This is a genomic window from Candidatus Reidiella endopervernicosa (genome assembly GCF_013343005.1).
GTDB lineage: Bacteria > Pseudomonadota > Gammaproteobacteria.
The window spans coordinates 1644802-1660513 of the sequence record NZ_CP054491.1; the positions used below are offsets into that span (position 1 = coordinate 1644802).

Genomic DNA, 15712 nt, shown 5'->3' on the forward strand with positions numbered 1-15712 from the left:
TGCCGACGATTCAGGCCATACTGCCGCCGAGTTCTATACCAACCGCACCGTGGTCCACCTGATGACCCGCATAATGGGGCTGAAACCCAATGAGACTGCCTACGACCCCACCTGCGGCACCGGCGGTATGCTGCTCAACGCGGTGATGGACCTGCGTCAGCAGGGCGAGGAGTGGCGCAGCGTCAAACTCTACGGGCAGGAGGTCAATCTGCTTACCTCCGCCATCGCTCGCATGAATATGTTCCTGCACGACATCGAAGAGTTCGATGTCATGCGTGGCGATACCCCTGGCCGAGCCAAAGTTTATCGAGAAGGATCAGCTCAAACAGTTCGATGTCATCTTCGCCAACCCGCCGTACTCCATAAAAAGTGGAATCGCGACAAGTTCGCCGCTGACCCATACGGGCGTCACATGTACGGCGTGCCGCCCCAGGGCTGTGCAGATTACGCCTTCTACACCCACATCATTAAGAGCATGAACCCCAAGACGGGCAGGGCGGCGATGCTCTGGCCGCATGGAGTGCTATTCAGGGACTCTGAGCAGGCAATACGCAAGCAGGTGATCGAGTCGGACATTATCGAGGCGGTGATTGGACTGGGTCCAAACCTGTTCTACAACTCGCCGATGGAATCCTGCGTGGTGGTGTTGCGCAACAAAAGCCCAAGGCCCGTAAGAACAAGATCCTCTTTATTGATGGGGTAGAGCAGGTAACCCGCGAGCGGGCCCATAGTCGCCTGTCGGATGACAATCTGGATGTGCTTGTCGAAGCCTACTTCGAGCCTGAGAAACAGCCATCAATCACAGTGCTGGTGGATATCGAAGAGATCCGTGCCAATCAGCACAACCTTTCTATTCCACTCTATGTGTAGGATACCAATGGCCATGAAGCACATGATATTGAGCATGCCATTGAGGAGTGGAAGGTGAGTCGGGTGAGGTTGAAGAAGCAGACCAGTGAGCTGTTTAGGAGTCTGGCGGAGTTGGGTTATGAATAGTGCGGTGATGAAAGAGATACCAGAAAAACAGACCGTGAAGTTTGGCGATATTTGTCGCGAGGTCAAACTTACCACCAAAGCCCCGCTTGCCGATGGGTATGACAAATATATCGGCCTGGAACATTTGGACTCTGGCTCGCTGAAGATTAAGCGCTGGGGAGTGTGGCGGAGGATAATCCAAGCTTTACCCGTGTCTTCAAGAAGGGGCAGATTCTCTTTGGAAAGCGAAGGCCATATCTGAAAAAGGCGGCTATTGCTGAGTTTGATGGGATTTGTTCGGGCGACATTATTGTGATGGAGCCGAAAGGAGATTTGATGTTGCCTGAGTTGCTGCCGTTTATTGTGCAGTCTGAGGGGTTATGGGAGTGGGCGGTTAAGACATCTTCTGGCTCGCTATCGCCTAGAACGAAATTTAAATCCATTGCTGAATATAAACTTTTCGTTCCTGCTATCAAAGAAAAAGGATGTTATCAGTAGACATATTGCTACTAATAACGTCGAGGAGTGCGTTGCAAATGGAATGATGTCATTTGAGGCTCTTTTCACAAGGATTCTAAAGGAGTTTCTTGTGTATAAGGTTGAAGGTGCCACTGTCAAAATAGAAGAAATTGCGACAGTTGTTAGAGGAAGTTCACCTAGGCCGAAAGGTGACCCACGCTATTATGGTGGGAATGTCCCTCGATTAATGGTTGAGGATATAGTGAGAGATGGTAAATATGTATATCCAAGTATTGACTACCTAACAGAGGAAGGCGCAAAAAAGTAGGCTAAAGGAAAAAGGTACTTTAGTGATTGTTTGTAGTGGAACGCCAGGTACGGTAGGTGCACCATCTTTTCTAGGTAAGGATGCATGCATTCATGATGGCATTATCTCCCTCGACAATATTGATGAAAGCATCATTAGAAATGAGTACCTGTATTATCTCTTACTGTTGAATCAAAGGAATATCTATAACTTGGCAACACATGGGGAACCTTTGTTAATTTGACAACTTCAATAGTTAAGAAAATGGAATATGTGGTTCCATCGCTTGGTTATCAGGATGAAGTTGTGGAGATTTTCAAGAAAAATGAAAAGCTGCATGATGAGTTAAATGTCAGAATGATGGGCATTATTTCTTTGAGGAATGCAATAAGCATATAGGGGCTTTAGCGTGTTCACCGAACAAACCGTAACTGAAAATGGAATTATCGACCGCCTGAAGTTGCTCGGGGTGTAAAGTGGAGTTACTGTCACGGTGAGTCCCTCCCCAAACAGGCGAACGATGTCTTTGTCGACGAGTGGCTGAAGGATGCACTCTGTAAGCTGAACCCTGCCGTTGAGGCTAGTCCGGATTATGCGGATCATGTAATCCACATGCTACGTGGCGTGGTATTGGAGTCGCGTCATACCGGGCTAGTGCAGGCCAATGAAAACTTTAGCACCTGGCTGCTGGCGGAGAAGTCGTTGCCTTTTGGCGAGAACGGTGAGCATGTCACCATTAACCTCATCGACTTCAATAATATAGAGAACAACCACTTTGTTGTGTCACAGCAGGTTCACTACATCGCATCCAGCGAGGCCTTTTTCGATACCGTACTCTATGTGAATGGCATTCCCTGGTGGTGGGGAGGTGAAGACAGCCACCGACCTTCGGTGACTTGGCAGGATGGTGCGGCTGACTTTATCGGTGGCAAGAAGCACCATTGGCAGCATGTTGCTCCCTTCTTTGTGCCCAATCTGCTCTGTTTTGCCAGTGAGGGAAGACATTTGCCTATGGGGCAATTAATGCCGGACCTAAAGACTGGGGCCCTGGCACAGTACCGATCAGCGCGAGGAGATATTGCCCGGTCTAGCCTCAGTGCTGGATAGCGCAGAGGGTCTGCTGAATCCACAAACCCTGTTGCAGTTACTTCACTCTTTTGCGCTCTTCTCCACCGTTAAGACCGGTAAGAACACCCCGCCAAAACGGATCAAGATCCTACCCCGTTATCCCCAGTTTGAAACCGCCAAGCAGATCGTGGATCGGGTTAAGGCAGGTGAACCACGTAAGGGCCTGATCTGGCACTTCCAGGGTCGGTAAGTCGCTGCTGATGCTCTATGCGGCGAGGATGCTGCGTGCCGATAATGCCCTGAAGAATCCCACCGTATTGATTGTAGTGGATCGGCGTGACCTTGATACCCAGATCAATGAGACCTTTGGTGGTGCCGATGTTAAGAACCTGATTAAGGTCAACTCCTGTAAGAAGCTGGGTGAGCTGATCGATCAGGACAGCCGCGGAATTTTGATCACCACGGTCTTCAAGTTTAAAGAGGTGGAGATCGATGAGGCTAACACCAAGGGCCTGAATGACCGTGAAAACATCATTGTGCTGGTGGACGAGGCACACCGCACCCAGGAGGGATCGCTCGGTGACAAGATGCGCTGGGCCCGCCGAATGCCCACTTCTATGGCCTGACCGGTACACCTATCTCCGGCCTGGAGCGCAATACCTTCAAGCTCTTCGGGGCCGAGGAGGATGAAGGACGCTATATGAATCGCTACAGCTACAAGCAGTCGATTCGTGATGGCGCGACCAATCCGGTGAAGTTCGACCCACGACTGGCGGAGCTGCATGTCGATCAGAAGACCATCGACGAAGAGTTCAAGCGCCTGGTGGAGGAGAACAACCTGGATGATGATAGAAGGCCGCGCTTCCAAGCGTGCCGGCAAGCTCGCCATCCTGTTAAAGGCCCCAAGCGCATGGAGGCGATCGCCGACGATATTACGCAACACTTCACCAGCCATGTGCAGCCCAAGAAGATGAAGGGCATGGTGGTGGTGTATGACCGCGAGGCCTGTGTGCAGATGTACTACCTGCTGCGTGACAGGCTGGGGCGGACGCCATTGAGGTGGTGATGAATGTAGACCAGGCCCCGGTCAAGGCGAAGGAGGGGATAAGAAGGGCAAAAAAAACAAGGACTGGGTGAAGTGGAAAGAGGAGCTGGAACTTCCCATCGAGCAGACAGACTTCGAACGCTGGCAGGCCCTGGATGGGGATGATCACAAGCAGAAGGACCTGATTGACTCCTACAAAGACCCCAAGCAACCGCTTCAGCTGATCATCGTTACCGCCAAGCTGCTTACCGGTTTTGATGCACCCATCTGTTACTGCATGTATCTGGACAAGCCGCTGCGCGATTCAACCCTGCTTCAGGCCATGTGCCGTACCAATCGCCTCTATGAGGCCGATGGGCTACGTAAGGAGATGGGGCTTATTGTCGATTACCTGGGGTATTTGAGAACCTGCGCAGTGCCCTGGCCTATAACCCCGAAGAGATTGAAGGGGTTATCGAGGGAATCGAGGTCTTCAAGCAGCTACTGCCAGACCAGTTGAAGAAGTGCCTAGCCTTCTTCCCGGTGTAGACCGTACCCTGGAAGGATTTGAGGGCATCATGGCAGCACAAGAGTGCCTGCCCACCAACGCTGACCGCCAAGGATAGCGAAGCGAAGGCGGTTAGTCCGCGATAGTCGACGCCGTCTGCCTATTCGTAGTTGAGAGCGCGAGCGAACGACGAAGAAGATGCAGCAGCGGCTTTATGTCGGCGTAGAGTCAGTGAGGGAGTTGTGTAGAGCCGCGAAGAGGTGATTACGCAACGAACGCAGGACGGTCGGGGCGCCGTAGGCATAAACGGTCGCGTTAAGTATTTGCCGCTTGCTTGGGCTTGATGCCCAAAACATGCTTCCGCAAAATAGCGACTCCCCGATGAAAACGCGATGAATTCGCCGCTGCCTTTGGTGTATTGAATAAACTGTGGACCGCCATCACCCCAGATCCCTTCCTATCGCCATACCGTAATGACTACAAATGGCTCGCGAATATCTACGAGTCAGTTCGGCCAGTAGGGCAGACCGGTGCACTGGTATGGGCAGCTCTGGGGCCAGACACCATCAAGATGATCCACGAGAACACCGATATCAACAAAATACGAGATGATATCGATGAGTTGGTGATGGATGAGCACGCCATCTTCACTCTTACAGAGAAAGAGCAGGAGCAGCGAGCCCGTAAACTTGAAATCAACCTTATGGGACGTCTACGTGGTCACTCTGATCCCAAGTTTGTTGCCCTGGGCGAACGCCTGGAGAAACTTCGCCAGGACTATGAGTCAGGAGTCATCAAAGCCATCGACTGGCTGAAAGGCTTGCTCGATGCCGCTAAAGAGACAGTTATTCTGGAACGAGAATCTGGTGAGAAGGTTGTCACCGAAGAAGACAACATCCAGGCCCTGACCAAGATCTTCATGGAAACCAAGCCCGATAAAACCCCGCAGGTTATTCACGACATAGTCGAACAGATCGACAAAATAGTGAAAGCAACCCGGTTCGATGGTTGGCAGAACACCCAGAAAGGGCAGAGGGAGATACAGAAAGCGTTAGTGGTGACGTTGGCACAGTTCGCCCTAGGTAAGGATAAAGAGCTGTTCAAGAAAGCGTATTCATATATAGAAGAACACTATTAACAAGGAATTGACATGAAGTTTGTCGCTAACGGAGTAAATGGGAAGTACTTGCGTGAGTGCTTACCTCCGGCTGACGTTGAAGTTGATGGGGTATTAGCAGCCATAGCCTACGGGAGTGATGACCAAAGTCTTTTAAAAGATTGCCTGGATAATAAAAGGCGACTTGATATATGGATGAGGTACGATCATACGGTACCCGTTTCCATTCCATTATTGCAGAAACTCCTTAACAACCAATCTCGTAACATATTTTGTTACCAAGTTCCTGATGTCCTACATGCCAAGGTGATCTGGTGGCGTGGATATGGTGCCTACATTGGGTCGGCCAATCTTCCGATAGGGCATGGATTTCTAACATAGAGGCTGGCGTGTTCTTAGAAGATGGGGAGCTGCATGAGTCTGGTGCAGTGGGCGAACTGGAGTACTTTTTGATGGCCTGAAGGACCTAGATAGGGCGTTTCCTCTTACACAAGAGGTTGTGGATGAATTGGGGACCATTCAGACAATAAGGAAACAGATTAATGACATTAATGAGAAATCTAAGAAAAAGAGAACGGTTGAAATATTTCAAGGATTGGGCTTCATTGATAAGAATGTTACGAAGGACAGAAAAAGAGTGCCTTTAGAACAGAGTGGTTAGGAACCATGGAGTACTTGAGGACAATATCACGTGAAGTTGTCAATTGTCGTCCTAGTTGGGTTGCGGCAGATGTTCCTGCTGAATGGCAGGCAGACCAGTTTCTTCATGCCTATTACTACAATCACGTCAGGGATGGCCATTCGTACCCTGTTGAAGAGCATCATGAGAGAAACAGGAAAGACCCGAATAGGGCGATGAAGGTCGAAATGGAGTGGTGGAGAAAGCTATCTTCTCCTCCTACATCGGAAGACACTAATTTCGAAGTGAACGCGCCATTTATTAGGAATGTATTAAAAAGAGAATATTGATAACATTGATGTAAATAGGCTTGAACAACTCTGTATTTACACTCACGCGACCAGGGAGCATGTCAAGAAGGTCCCTCTGTCTACAGTAGGTGGTGCTGCAAAAGCAGCAGCTGATACTGCTGAACGTTTGTCTCTATATGCTAAGTGGCTCTGGCTGCAAGAGAATACAAAGGGTGAGCGGATAGTTGTGGTACTTAGAAACGTTCTTTACGGAGGTAGGGAGTCAGAGCTGTGGGAGCGCCTTTATAAATATGGCAAGGATGCAAAGTACAAAATTCCGCACTACGGCCTTAATTCACTAGCAGAAGTGGTTGGCTGGGCGCGGCCTGACGTTATGCCGCCAAGGAATGGGCGAACTAGTAAGGCTCTACGCGCATTAGGTTATGATGTGAAGATATATTAAAAGCGACAAAGAGATCAGTACCATTTTATCAGCAACCAGTTCATCTGGTGCCTCTGCAACGTAATCAGGGCCGCCGATAAAGTTGCCTTAAATACAGTAGCAACAATATGACATTCAATGAGTGGCTAGTTCAAATAGGCAAATACAAAAACGGCAGACAATTATTCTCGCGCCGTATTCGGTGTTATTTCAGGATGGGCCAAAGACGAAGGTCTTTGCATCGGTTCCCTGGATAGCATCCACTCAGAGATGGAATTAATAAAAATTGAAGGTGGAGTTAAGAATATACCCATCTTTCAGCAAAGAAATTCCACTGGAAAAGGTATGTGCAGCTGTGCATTGAAGACCTTTATTGAATATCGCAAGTCAGAATTCACTGAAGAGCTCGAACAAGATATTGAACATATCATTATAGATGATTCAATATCTGCTACAGAGAAGACAGTGTACATAAACGCAAGAGTGGGGCAGGGCCGCTACAGACGGGAGCTGATAGGGCGCTGGAAGGCCTGTGCGTTATCAGGCTTTAGAGATACCAGATTATTGGTGGCCTCACACATAAAACCTTGGAATGCATCTAGTAACAAAGAGCGACTGGATTCATTTAATGGTCTCTTGCTGTTGCCGAATCTCGATAAAGTATTTGATCTTGGGTTTATTACTTTTGAAAATAGTGGCCGGATTATCATTTCAGATTATTTAGAAGAAATATCGAATCTGGGTATTCAACCCGACATGCAAGTAATACTTGAGGCGCCACATCAGAAATATATTCAATATCATCGTGACGTGGTTTTGAGAGTAAGATTTAATTGTGCAGGCCAAATCAAAGGCTCACTACCAGTTATTCATCAAATGACAGTGCTATCATCATGCCAGATAAGATTGGTAAGTTAGACCCATTAGCTAATTGCTGAGCCGTTGACATAGAAAATCTCATGTTTGAATTCATTCACCAATGGCTTGCACGCCGCATAATCAATAAATCCACTATCAGTGACGACGAGTGGTCGCATGCCTTTGCCGCGCTGCCCCTGCTCAATGGCTTAAACGAGGAAGAACAGAGCCGATTGCAGGAGTTGACCATTCTGCTGATGCGCCACAAGTCCTTCGAGGGTGCGCAGGGGCTGGTGCTTACACAACCGATGATGCTGCACATCGCCCTGCAGGCTTGTCTGCCGATTCTTAATCTGGGCCTTTCGGCCTACGATGGCTGGGTCTCGGTGATTGTCTATCCCGCCGCCTTTGTGCCGGTGCGTAGTTATACCGATGAGGCTGGGGTGGTGCATCAGGGGCAGGTGGCCCTTGCCGGTGAGGCGTGGCAACGTGGCCCGCTGATACTCGGCTGGCACGAGGTGGAGAGGGGAGGTGAGATCGACGGCCACAACGTGGTGATACACGAGTTTGTCCACAAGTTGGATATGCTGAACGGGGCGGCCGATGGCTTTCCACCCCTGCATGCCGGTAAGGATGTGGCAGAGTGGACCGAGGCCTTTACCCGTGCCTATGACCATTTCCAGAAACGGTGCCATAACCAGACCTATCGTGATATCGACTGTTATGCTGCGACCTCGCCGCCGGAGTTCTTTGCCGTATTCAGTGAGGTCTTCTTCGAGCGTCCCGAGCTTCTCAAACAGCACTACTCAGATGTCTACGAGCAGCTGCGCGCTACTATCGGCAAGATCCTCTAACACGGTTGAACTGAGAGAACCTTCGTTGGTCAGTGGCTGGATGTGTAAAACCGAGATAAAAAGATCGGACTCGATTGAGGTATGAGTTTGCCTCTCTCTATTAATTAGCGAGATACACCTAATTCTGAGATCATTCACTATCGTTCATCTCCTGACAGCACTCCCTTATGCAACCACAAGCTGATCCGTTTATTGCTCCTCGGTGTAATGAGGAGATCGAGGTTCTTTATCAGGATGAGCATCTTCTGTTAATCAATAAACCCTCTGGCCTGTTGACGCTGTCAGGTAAGCACCCTCTGAATAAAGATTCAGTTCACTTTCGCCTGGTCAAAGAGTTTCCGACCGCCACAATGATTCACCGACTCGATTTTGGCACCTCGGGGATTTTGATCGTGGCGCTCAACAAGTCGGTGAATGCGCATGTTGGTAAACAGTTTCAGGCGCGCACTGTTGCTAAGGAATATACGGCTATTTTGCACGGGGATGTTGTTGCCGATAGCGGCTGTATCGATAGGCCGATTGCCAAGGACAGGGCCAACTTCCCGTTACAGAAGATCTGTTATGAGAGCGGCAAGATAGCCGTTAGCCATTTTGATGTGGTGGAGCGCCTGCAAAATCCCGTCACAACACGCGTAACTTTCAGACCTCTCTCTGGGCGTACGCATCAACTGCGGATACATAGCAGGGAGTTAGGTCACCCGATTCTGGGTTGTGATCTTTATGCCACGGATGAGGCGTTTTTTATGGCAGAGCGCCTGATGCTGCATGCCACGTATATTGAGTTTGATCACCCGGTTAGCGGAGAGCGGATTAAAGGTTATAGCCCCTGTCCGTTTTGAGGAGCGCATTGAGCGCATCGGGTTGATCTTGCTGAGTTAAGGCTTGTCGCTGCGAACCATCGCCTTTTTGGCAGCAACCAGTTCAGGCGTCTCCAGGCTGATACGACCGAGTGCGCCGCTTCTGTAATCGTTCAGCAGCACTTCCGATGCCTTGTGCATATCTATCCGGCCACCTGAGCGCAGTGTGCCGCGGCGGCGACCGATCTCTTCGAGCAGTTCGATATCGTCTTTGGGTAGTTCTTTGAGTTTGTAGCGTGCCGTTATCAGTTCGGGGTAGTGGTGCAGCAGGTAGTCGGCGGCGTAGAGGGCGACATCTTCAAACTCGATGGCGGTGCTTTTGATCGCGCCGGAGACGGCAAGACGATAGCCGGAGTCCTCATCTTCGACCTTCGGCCAGAGCATGCCGGGGGTGTCGTAGATGAGGATGCCGTTGGCCAGGCGGGTGCTCTGCTGCATTTTGGTGATGGCGGGTTCGTTGCCCACCTTGGCCAGGTTTCTGCCGAGCAGGCCGTTCATCAGGGTCGATTTTCCGACGTTGGGAATGCCCATGATCATCACCCGCGCCGGTTTCAGTTCGAGGTTTCGATCTCCCAGCTCTGTTTTGGCGATCTGGGATAGCTTCTGGATCAACCCTTTCGCTTCGCCCTTCTTCTCGGCGACGATGGCGATCGCCTTTACGCCTCGCTCCTGCTCGAAGTGTTGTTGCCACGCCTTGGTGGTGGCGGGGTCTGCCAGGTCGCTCTTATTGAGTAGCTTGATGCAGGGGCGCTCGCCGCGCAGCTCATCGACCAGCGGATTTTCGCTGCTGTAGGGGATGCGGGCATCAAGCACCTCGATCACCATGTCGATGAGCGGCATGCTCTTTTTGACCTCTTTGCGGGCCTTGTGCATATGCCCGGGGAACCACTGTATAGCCATGTTGTATCGATTCGTTATCTGGAGGTGTCTGTCTATCGCCGTTTGGAACGTCTATGAGCCCTGATGTTGGCGTGCGGCGATGTCGTATCGGTTGATCGGATTGTACAGCAACCGAATCGGTTATCGTGCCGATAGTGCTGAGGCAGTGGCTCTGTTTCCAGCAATCGATGGGGCTGGATGATTTGATCTACCCGCTACTGCGTGGACAATAGAAGCCTGTGCACCCTGCCGGTTTAATGCGGAAGAGGGATATGCTGAGATGGAGGGGGACGGTGTCGTTGAAAACCCTTATCCTAAAATCTATACACATTGCAGAGCATGTTAGAGAGGCCGTGTTCTGGATTGGTGCTGGCTGAATACCATTAGGCATCTCGTTGGTTACCGAGTCGTCTTCTCTTCTCTAGCGTTTCATTAATAAGAGTTTCATATGTCGCAAATCACCATCATGCCCTTACGCCATTCGGCATTCTATAGCCCGCTGTTGATGACAATGGCGGGTGGTTTTCTTAAGAAGGAGGGACTGGAGGCTCACTATCGTCAGGAGAGGCCGGGGGATACGGTGGTGGAGAATATTCAGCGTGGTAGCTGTGATTTGGCTCAGTCGGCAGTGGCCACCAGTTTTGCCGCGCTGGAGGCGGGGGAGCTGCCCGATATTGTCCATTTTGCCCAGATTAATAACCGTGACGGTTTCTTTATTGCCGCCCGCGAGCCCGACGCCGATTTTTCATGGCGCAAGTTGATGGGTCGGCAGGTGTTGGTGGATCACTTCTTTCAGCCGATGGCGATGTTGAAATATGGCCTGCATCGTCAGGGGGTAGACTATGAGGCGCTGCAGGTGGTGGATGCCGGGGAGCCGGAGTCGATGCTAGCGGCCTTCCTTGCGGGGCGAGCCGACTATCTCCATCTGCAGGGGCCTGCGCCACAGCAACTCGAACATGACGGTAAGGCGCATGTTGTGGCCGCGGTGGGGGATGCAGTAGGCCCTGTCGCCTATAGCAGCCTCTGTGCCTCGCGGGAGTGGTTGCAGGGGGAGAAGGCGCAGGCGCAGGCCTTTATGCGTGCCTACCGAAAATCGCAGGCCTTTGTCCTGCAGGCCCCGGCGGAGGAGATCGCCGCCAGGGAGCAGGCGCTGACCGCCATGGATAGCGAAGCGAAGGCGGTTAGCCCCGATAGTCGACGCCGTCTGCCTATTCGTAGTTGAGAGCGCGAGCGAACGACGAAGAAGATGCAGCAGCGGCTTTATGTCGGCGTAGAGTCAGTGAGGAAGTTGTGTAGAGCCGCGAAGAGGTGATTACGCAACGTACGCAGAGACGGTCGGGGCGCCGCAGGCATAAACGGTCGCGTTAAGTTTTTGCTGTTTGCTTGGGCTTGGATGCCCAAAACAAACTTTCGCAAAATAGCGACTCCCCAGAGTACGGGTTTTTACCGATATTGATCCACTGGTGTTGAGTCAGACGGTGTTGGCCTACCAGCGGTTGGGTTGCTGGCAGGATGATCCGACCATTCCACAGCAGGCCTACGAGAACTTGTTGGATGTGTTTGCCTATGGTGGTGCGATCAGCCAACGTCACGCCTACGGGGCGGCGATTGTTGCACCACAGGGATGATCTTGGGAGCCTCAGGGTAACGTGATTTTGTCACTGTCGCCTGGGCAAAGAGGGCGGCCCACCCTACCTGATTGCTCTCAACCACACGTTTTAACTTTCGTCTATTTAGCCTCACCTGTAACATGCCACGGCGCGATTAACCTATTCTGAACAATGACACCGGTAACCATTTTATATATGAACCTCCAACTATCTCTGCTGTTGTGTGACTGTGATGAGTGATCCCATTCGTCTCGACAAACGTCTGGTTGAGCTGCTTGGCTGCTCGCGCGGCAATGCCCAGAAGTATATTGAGGGTGGCTGGGTGAAGGTCGATGGAAAGATGGTCGATCTACCGCAGTTCAAGGTGTCGCAGCAGAAGGTGGAGTTGCACCCCGATGCGACGCTTGAGCCGATTACGCCGGTGACGATGCTGCTAAATTTGCCAGATCCATTTGATGTGAAGTCCCCCGAGGCTGGACTGGGATTGATTACGCCTGAGAGTCGCAGTGAGGAAGATCATTCCCGTATCCGCATCCTTAATCGTCACTTCTCGGGGCTTAAACCCACGGCACCGCTGGAGGCCAAGGCGACGGGTCTAGTGGCCTTTACCAATGACTGGCGCGTGGTTCGCCGTCTGGTGGAGGATGCCAACAGAAATGAGCAGGAGTATGTGGTCGAGCTGAACGATGTTGTGAGTGATGCGCAGATTGAGCAGCTCAACCGGCCGATGAAGATGGCAGGTGCGCCACTGATGCGCTCCAAGGTGAGTCGGCAGAGTGAGGCGCGATTACGCTTTGCGCTGAAGGCACCAAGACCGGGGCAGATTCAGTTTATGTGCGAGAGCGTCGGTTTGAGTGTGGCGACGATGAAACGAATTCGCATCGGAAGTATCTCGATGGGCAAACTGCCGCCGGGGCGGTGGCGTTACCTGCCGTCAGGTAAGCTGTTCTGATCACCTCGTCTGTATTAGAAGCCCTGTAGTGACGGGGCAATTCAGGCCCGTTCTGATTTCGACTACAGTGTGGATGTGATGACAGTGCTCAAAAGATTACGTGCATTGATGACTACGTTCCTGACTCTCTCGGTTATCAATATCGCTGAGGCAGGTGATGTGCAGATCCTTGCTGCCGATTTTCAGAATCGTGGTGACAATCAGTGGTCTGTGAGCGTGACGCTCAAACATGCCGATACGGGCTGGGACCACTATGCCGATCGCTGGCGTGTAGTGGATGGCGAGGGCCAGCTGCTTGGTGATCGTGTGCTGCTACATCCTCACGTGAATGAGCAACCGTTTACCCGTGGTCTGCATGGTGTAACGATCCCGCAAGAGACGACGACCGTCTATGTTGAGGCCCATGACAAGGTTCATGGCTGGGCACCGAACAGGCTGGCAGTCGATTTGCGTGAGCTCCGTTGAGTTCGAATATGAGCCCTGAGCCTCTATGTGATAAGGCTGCGGACGCATTCAGTAAAGGCACTAGCAACCGTGTGTCCCCTCGTTAGTTTGATAGGTCGAAGGTGATGAGTAAATTATTAAGTGAGTGGCAACCCTCTGAGGCCGCAATCGATCTGATCAAGCTAAATGGGCTCGATGATGAGCATATCGAGAAAACCGCGCGCTATCTGAAGAGCCAGACCGAGCTAGAGAATATCGACGATGTCGATGGCTACGATAACTGGAACACCTTTTTTATTATGTTCTGCATCAAGGCCGGCAATCAGTCGGCGAAGAAAAATTAGTAGGTCTGTAATTTCAATGAATGACGATTTAAGGAACATCTGCGTGGCTGGTATCAAATAGCGGACTCTTGAAAAGACCCATAATGGGGTCTATAGTACCCAAAATGGGTCCTATATCGGTGTTTGATGATGACTGTTTCCACTATTGGCAGCGCCTTGTTTACGAAAACCCAGCAGCGGGTGTTAGGTCTTCTATACGGCAAACCCGATAAGAGTTTCTATACTAACGAAATTGTGCGCTGGGCTGATATGGGGCGAGGTACTATCCGGCGCGAACTTGATCGGTTGAGTTCCGCAGGTCTGCTTGTGGTTAGTCGTGAAGGGAATCAGCTTCACTATCAGGCCAATTCTGAAAATCCGATATATTCCGATCTGCTCAACATCGTGCGAAAGACCTTTGGTGTGGCGGATGTTATCCGTGAAGCACTCCAACCAGCTGATTCGAATATTGAGTTGGCTTTTGTGTATGGCTCAGTAGCTAATTCGACCGATACCAAGACGAGTGATATCGACCTGATGCTGGTGGGAGATGGGCTGGTATATGGTGAGGTTGTCGATTTGTTGATGCCGGTGGAGGAGTCACTGAGTCGACCAATTAATCCTACTATCTTTGCTGCGTCGGTCTTTAGATCAAAATGGAAGCAGGTAGCAGTTTTTGCAGCGGATAATGGAACGGCCAAAACATATGATTAAAGGAGTAATCGATGACTTTGGAAAATCTGGCAAGGATTAGGGAGCTTCATAGTGAGTTACCCGATAAACGGAGTTTGAAGGGTTGGTTAGTGCCTCAGTTGATCGATTGACCGATGCTGAGAATAACGGTTTGTCCTATGCAAGTCGTTTTGATTTGGCTTATAACGCGTCGCACGGTCTGGCACTGGCTGCATTAAGAGCTGCTGGATATCGATCAGATAAGCGTTATTTGGTGTTTCAGTGTTTGACGCACACTGTCAATCTCGACAAAGGTCGGATACGAATATTCTCTATTTGCCACGATCGACGTAATCTCGCCGAGTACGAAGGGCACATGGAGGTTGATGAGCCTTTGCTAGAAGAGCTTATTTTAAATGCAAAAGAGCTATTGGGCTTGGTAAGAAGACTGAAGATATAAATAATCCATGAACGATGATTTTCAAGAGATTGCACGCAAGGCGTGCAACGCCGACAAGATTTTCCATATCGAAGATATCCAGTCGCTCTGGAGCGGCTACGGGATGATTGCACGTTACGGACTGCACGGTGGCGAACATGAAACGGTGGTGATCAAACACGTGAAACTGCCGGGCAAGAAAGATCATCCGCGTGGCTGGAATAGCGACCGCTCGCACAAGCGTAAGGTGCGCTCCTACCACGTGGAGAGTAGCTGGTACCGCAAGTGGAGCGAGCGGTGTGATGAGAGCTGCCGAGTGCCGCGCTGCTATGCGCTGAAGGAGGGCAAGGATGAGTTCCTGATGGTCTTTGAGGATCTCGATGCCAGCGGTTTTCCCCGCCGATTCGATTCGGTCTCGATGAGCGAAATGGTGGTCTGTCTGCGTTGGTTGGCAAACTTTCACGCTACCTATATGGGGGAGACGCCCGACCAGCTGTGGAAGGTGGGTACCTACTGGCACCTCGATACCCGCCCCGATGAGTTGGCGGTGTTGAAGGATGCACCGTTGAAGGCGGCGGCGGGTGTGATCGATCGGCGGCTGCGAAAGAGCCGTTTTCAGACCCTTGTGCATGGCGATGCCAAGCTGGCCAACTTCTGCTTCTCACACGATGGGCAGGCGGTGGCCGCGGTCGACTTTCAGTATGTCGGTGGTGGCTGTGGCATGAAGGATGTCGCCTATTTTATCGGTAGTTGTCTGCGTGAAAGTGAGTGTGAACGGCATGAGGGCAGACTGCTCGAGACCTACTTCAAAGAGCTTGAAGCGGCGCTGAGTGATCGAAGCAGTGATATCGATTTTGCTGCGTTGGAGCAGGAGTGGCGTGCTCTCTATCACCTCGCCTGGACCGATTTTCACCGCTTTGTGAAGGGGTGGAGCCCTGGCCACTGGAAGATTCACGGCTATAGCGAACGGATCGCCCATGAGGTGGTGGCGCAGTTGAACGGGGCAACGGCATAA

General features: G+C 51.2%; 17 protein-coding genes and 3 pseudogenes. 17 read left to right on the forward strand and 3 right to left on the reverse strand.

The genetic code is table 11. The features are described 5' to 3' along the window. The first annotated feature begins 49 nt into the window (after positions 1 to 49). The 5 genes and pseudogenes from HUE57_RS19075 to HUE57_RS09170 all read left to right on the forward strand — a co-directional run. On the forward strand, positions 50 to 703 hold the full coding sequence (locus HUE57_RS19075; protein WP_272902031.1) for an HsdM family class I SAM-dependent methyltransferase: 654 nt from the start codon (positions 50 to 52) through the stop codon (positions 701 to 703). After that, positions 691 to 870, forward strand: a complete 180-nt coding sequence (locus HUE57_RS19620; RefSeq protein WP_272902034.1) for an N-6 DNA methylase — start codon at positions 691 to 693, stop codon at positions 868 to 870. The genes HUE57_RS19075 and HUE57_RS19620 overlap by 13 nt, the downstream gene beginning before the upstream one ends. A 288-nt stretch (positions 871 to 1158) precedes the next feature. After that, a complete protein-coding gene (locus HUE57_RS09160; RefSeq protein ID WP_236860708.1) occupies positions 1159 to 1473 on the forward strand; it encodes a hypothetical protein in 315 nt (104 codons plus the stop codon). Positions 1474 to 1564: 91 nt separating this feature from the next. Continuing rightward, positions 1565 to 1762 (forward strand): restriction endonuclease subunit S domain-containing protein, encoded by a 198-nt coding sequence (locus tag HUE57_RS09165; RefSeq protein ID WP_174672481.1) that lies wholly within the window; start codon positions 1565 to 1567, stop codon positions 1760 to 1762. A gap of 388 nt (positions 1763 to 2150) precedes the next feature. Further along, positions 2151 to 4444 (forward strand): annotated as a pseudogene (locus HUE57_RS09170) (type I restriction endonuclease subunit R); the annotation flags it as partial. Positions 4445 to 4501: 57 nt separating this feature from the next. Here HUE57_RS09170 and HUE57_RS09175 read toward each other — a convergent pair. Next, entirely contained in the window at positions 4502 to 4645 is a 144-nt protein-coding gene (locus HUE57_RS09175) for a hypothetical protein (protein WP_174673052.1), read from the reverse strand. Positions 4646 to 4726: 81 nt separating this feature from the next. On the opposite strand from HUE57_RS09175, the pseudogene HUE57_RS09180 reads away from it, so the two are divergent. The 4 genes and pseudogenes from HUE57_RS09180 to HUE57_RS09195 all read left to right on the forward strand — a co-directional run. Continuing rightward, positions 4727 to 5479, forward strand: a pseudogene (locus HUE57_RS09180) (DEAD/DEAH box helicase); the annotation flags it as partial. Between the two features lie 1600 nt (positions 5480 to 7079). Next, positions 7080 to 7727: an HNH endonuclease gene (locus tag HUE57_RS09185; RefSeq protein ID WP_174673053.1), complete on the forward strand. Its 648-nt coding sequence runs from the start codon at positions 7080 to 7082 to the stop codon at positions 7725 to 7727. A gap of 41 nt (positions 7728 to 7768) precedes the next feature. Then, on the forward strand, positions 7769 to 8521 hold the full coding sequence (locus HUE57_RS09190; protein WP_236860709.1) for a M90 family metallopeptidase: 753 nt from the start codon (positions 7769 to 7771) through the stop codon (positions 8519 to 8521). A gap of 167 nt (positions 8522 to 8688) precedes the next feature. Then, on the forward strand, positions 8689 to 9360 hold the full coding sequence (locus tag HUE57_RS09195; RefSeq protein WP_078485152.1) for an RluA family pseudouridine synthase: 672 nt from the start codon (positions 8689 to 8691) through the stop codon (positions 9358 to 9360). A 75-nt stretch (positions 9361 to 9435) separates the two neighbouring features. On the opposite strand, the pseudogene ylqF reads toward HUE57_RS09195, so the two are convergent. Continuing rightward, positions 9436 to 10278, reverse strand: a pseudogene (gene ylqF / locus HUE57_RS09200) (ribosome biogenesis GTPase YlqF); the annotation flags it as partial. A 427-nt stretch (positions 10279 to 10705) separates the two neighbouring features. Here ylqF and HUE57_RS09205 point away from each other — a divergent pair. Beyond that, positions 10706 to 11479: an ABC transporter substrate-binding protein gene (locus HUE57_RS09205; protein WP_174673054.1), complete on the forward strand. Its 774-nt coding sequence runs from the start codon at positions 10706 to 10708 to the stop codon at positions 11477 to 11479. 38 nt (positions 11480 to 11517) lie between these two features. On the opposite strand, the gene HUE57_RS09210 is transcribed toward HUE57_RS09205, so the two are convergent. Beyond that, a complete protein-coding gene (locus tag HUE57_RS09210) occupies positions 11518 to 11673 on the reverse strand; it encodes a hypothetical protein (protein WP_174673055.1) in 156 nt (51 codons plus the stop codon). 47 nt (positions 11674 to 11720) lie between these two features. Here HUE57_RS09210 and HUE57_RS09215 point away from each other — a divergent pair, with 47 nt between their 5' ends. The 7 genes from HUE57_RS09215 (at position 11721) to HUE57_RS09245 (ending at position 15712) form a co-directional block, all read left to right on the forward strand. After that, the gene (locus HUE57_RS09215; protein WP_174673056.1) at positions 11721 to 11885 is read left to right on the forward strand and encodes a hypothetical protein; all 165 of its coding nucleotides are present in this window, start codon (positions 11721 to 11723) and stop codon (positions 11883 to 11885) included. 214 nt (positions 11886 to 12099) lie between these two features. Then, a complete protein-coding gene (locus HUE57_RS09220) occupies positions 12100 to 12819 on the forward strand; it encodes an RNA pseudouridine synthase (RefSeq protein ID WP_078485149.1) in 720 nt (239 codons plus the stop codon). Between the two features lie 108 nt (positions 12820 to 12927). Then, on the forward strand, positions 12928 to 13284 hold the full coding sequence (locus HUE57_RS09225; RefSeq protein WP_174673739.1) for a hypothetical protein: 357 nt from the start codon (positions 12928 to 12930) through the stop codon (positions 13282 to 13284). Between the two features lie 104 nt (positions 13285 to 13388). After that, on the forward strand, positions 13389 to 13607 hold the full coding sequence (locus HUE57_RS09230; protein ID WP_078485236.1) for a hypothetical protein: 219 nt from the start codon (positions 13389 to 13391) through the stop codon (positions 13605 to 13607). A gap of 126 nt (positions 13608 to 13733) precedes the next feature. Continuing rightward, positions 13734 to 14300, forward strand: coding sequence for a nucleotidyltransferase domain-containing protein (locus HUE57_RS09235; RefSeq protein ID WP_236860710.1), 567 nt, complete (start codon positions 13734 to 13736; stop codon positions 14298 to 14300). Between the two features lie 82 nt (positions 14301 to 14382). Then, a complete protein-coding gene (locus HUE57_RS09240) occupies positions 14383 to 14718 on the forward strand; it encodes a hypothetical protein (RefSeq protein WP_320416285.1) in 336 nt (111 codons plus the stop codon). Positions 14719 to 14725: 7 nt separating this feature from the next. Continuing rightward, positions 14726 to 15712, forward strand: coding sequence for an oxidoreductase family protein (locus HUE57_RS09245; RefSeq protein WP_078485118.1), 987 nt, complete (start codon positions 14726 to 14728; stop codon positions 15710 to 15712).

Excerpts from the sequence above, each read along its gene's own strand:
- HUE57_RS09205 (WP_174673054.1), top strand. The coding sequence starts at position 10,706 with ATGTCGCAAATCACCATCATGCCCTTACGCCATTCGGCATTCTATAGC.
- HUE57_RS09235 (WP_236860710.1), top strand. The coding sequence starts at position 13,734 with ATGATGACTGTTTCCACTATTGGCAGCGCCTTGTTTACGAAAACCCAG.
- HUE57_RS09175 (WP_174673052.1), bottom strand. The coding sequence starts at position 4,645 with ATGCCTACGGCGCCCCGACCGTCCTGCGTTCGTTGCGTAATCACCTCT.
- HUE57_RS09245 (WP_078485118.1), top strand. The coding sequence starts at position 14,726 with ATGAACGATGATTTTCAAGAGATTGCACGCAAGGCGTGCAACGCCGAC.
- HUE57_RS09190 (WP_236860709.1), top strand. The coding sequence starts at position 7,769 with ATGTTTGAATTCATTCACCAATGGCTTGCACGCCGCATAATCAATAAA.
- HUE57_RS09185 (WP_174673053.1), top strand. The coding sequence starts at position 7,080 with ATGGAATTAATAAAAATTGAAGGTGGAGTTAAGAATATACCCATCTTT.
- HUE57_RS09230 (WP_078485236.1), top strand. The coding sequence starts at position 13,389 with ATGAGTAAATTATTAAGTGAGTGGCAACCCTCTGAGGCCGCAATCGAT.
- HUE57_RS09220 (WP_078485149.1), top strand. The coding sequence starts at position 12,100 with ATGAGTGATCCCATTCGTCTCGACAAACGTCTGGTTGAGCTGCTTGGC.
- HUE57_RS09195 (WP_078485152.1), top strand. The coding sequence starts at position 8,689 with ATGCAACCACAAGCTGATCCGTTTATTGCTCCTCGGTGTAATGAGGAG.
- HUE57_RS09225 (WP_174673739.1), top strand. The coding sequence starts at position 12,928 with ATGACTACGTTCCTGACTCTCTCGGTTATCAATATCGCTGAGGCAGGT.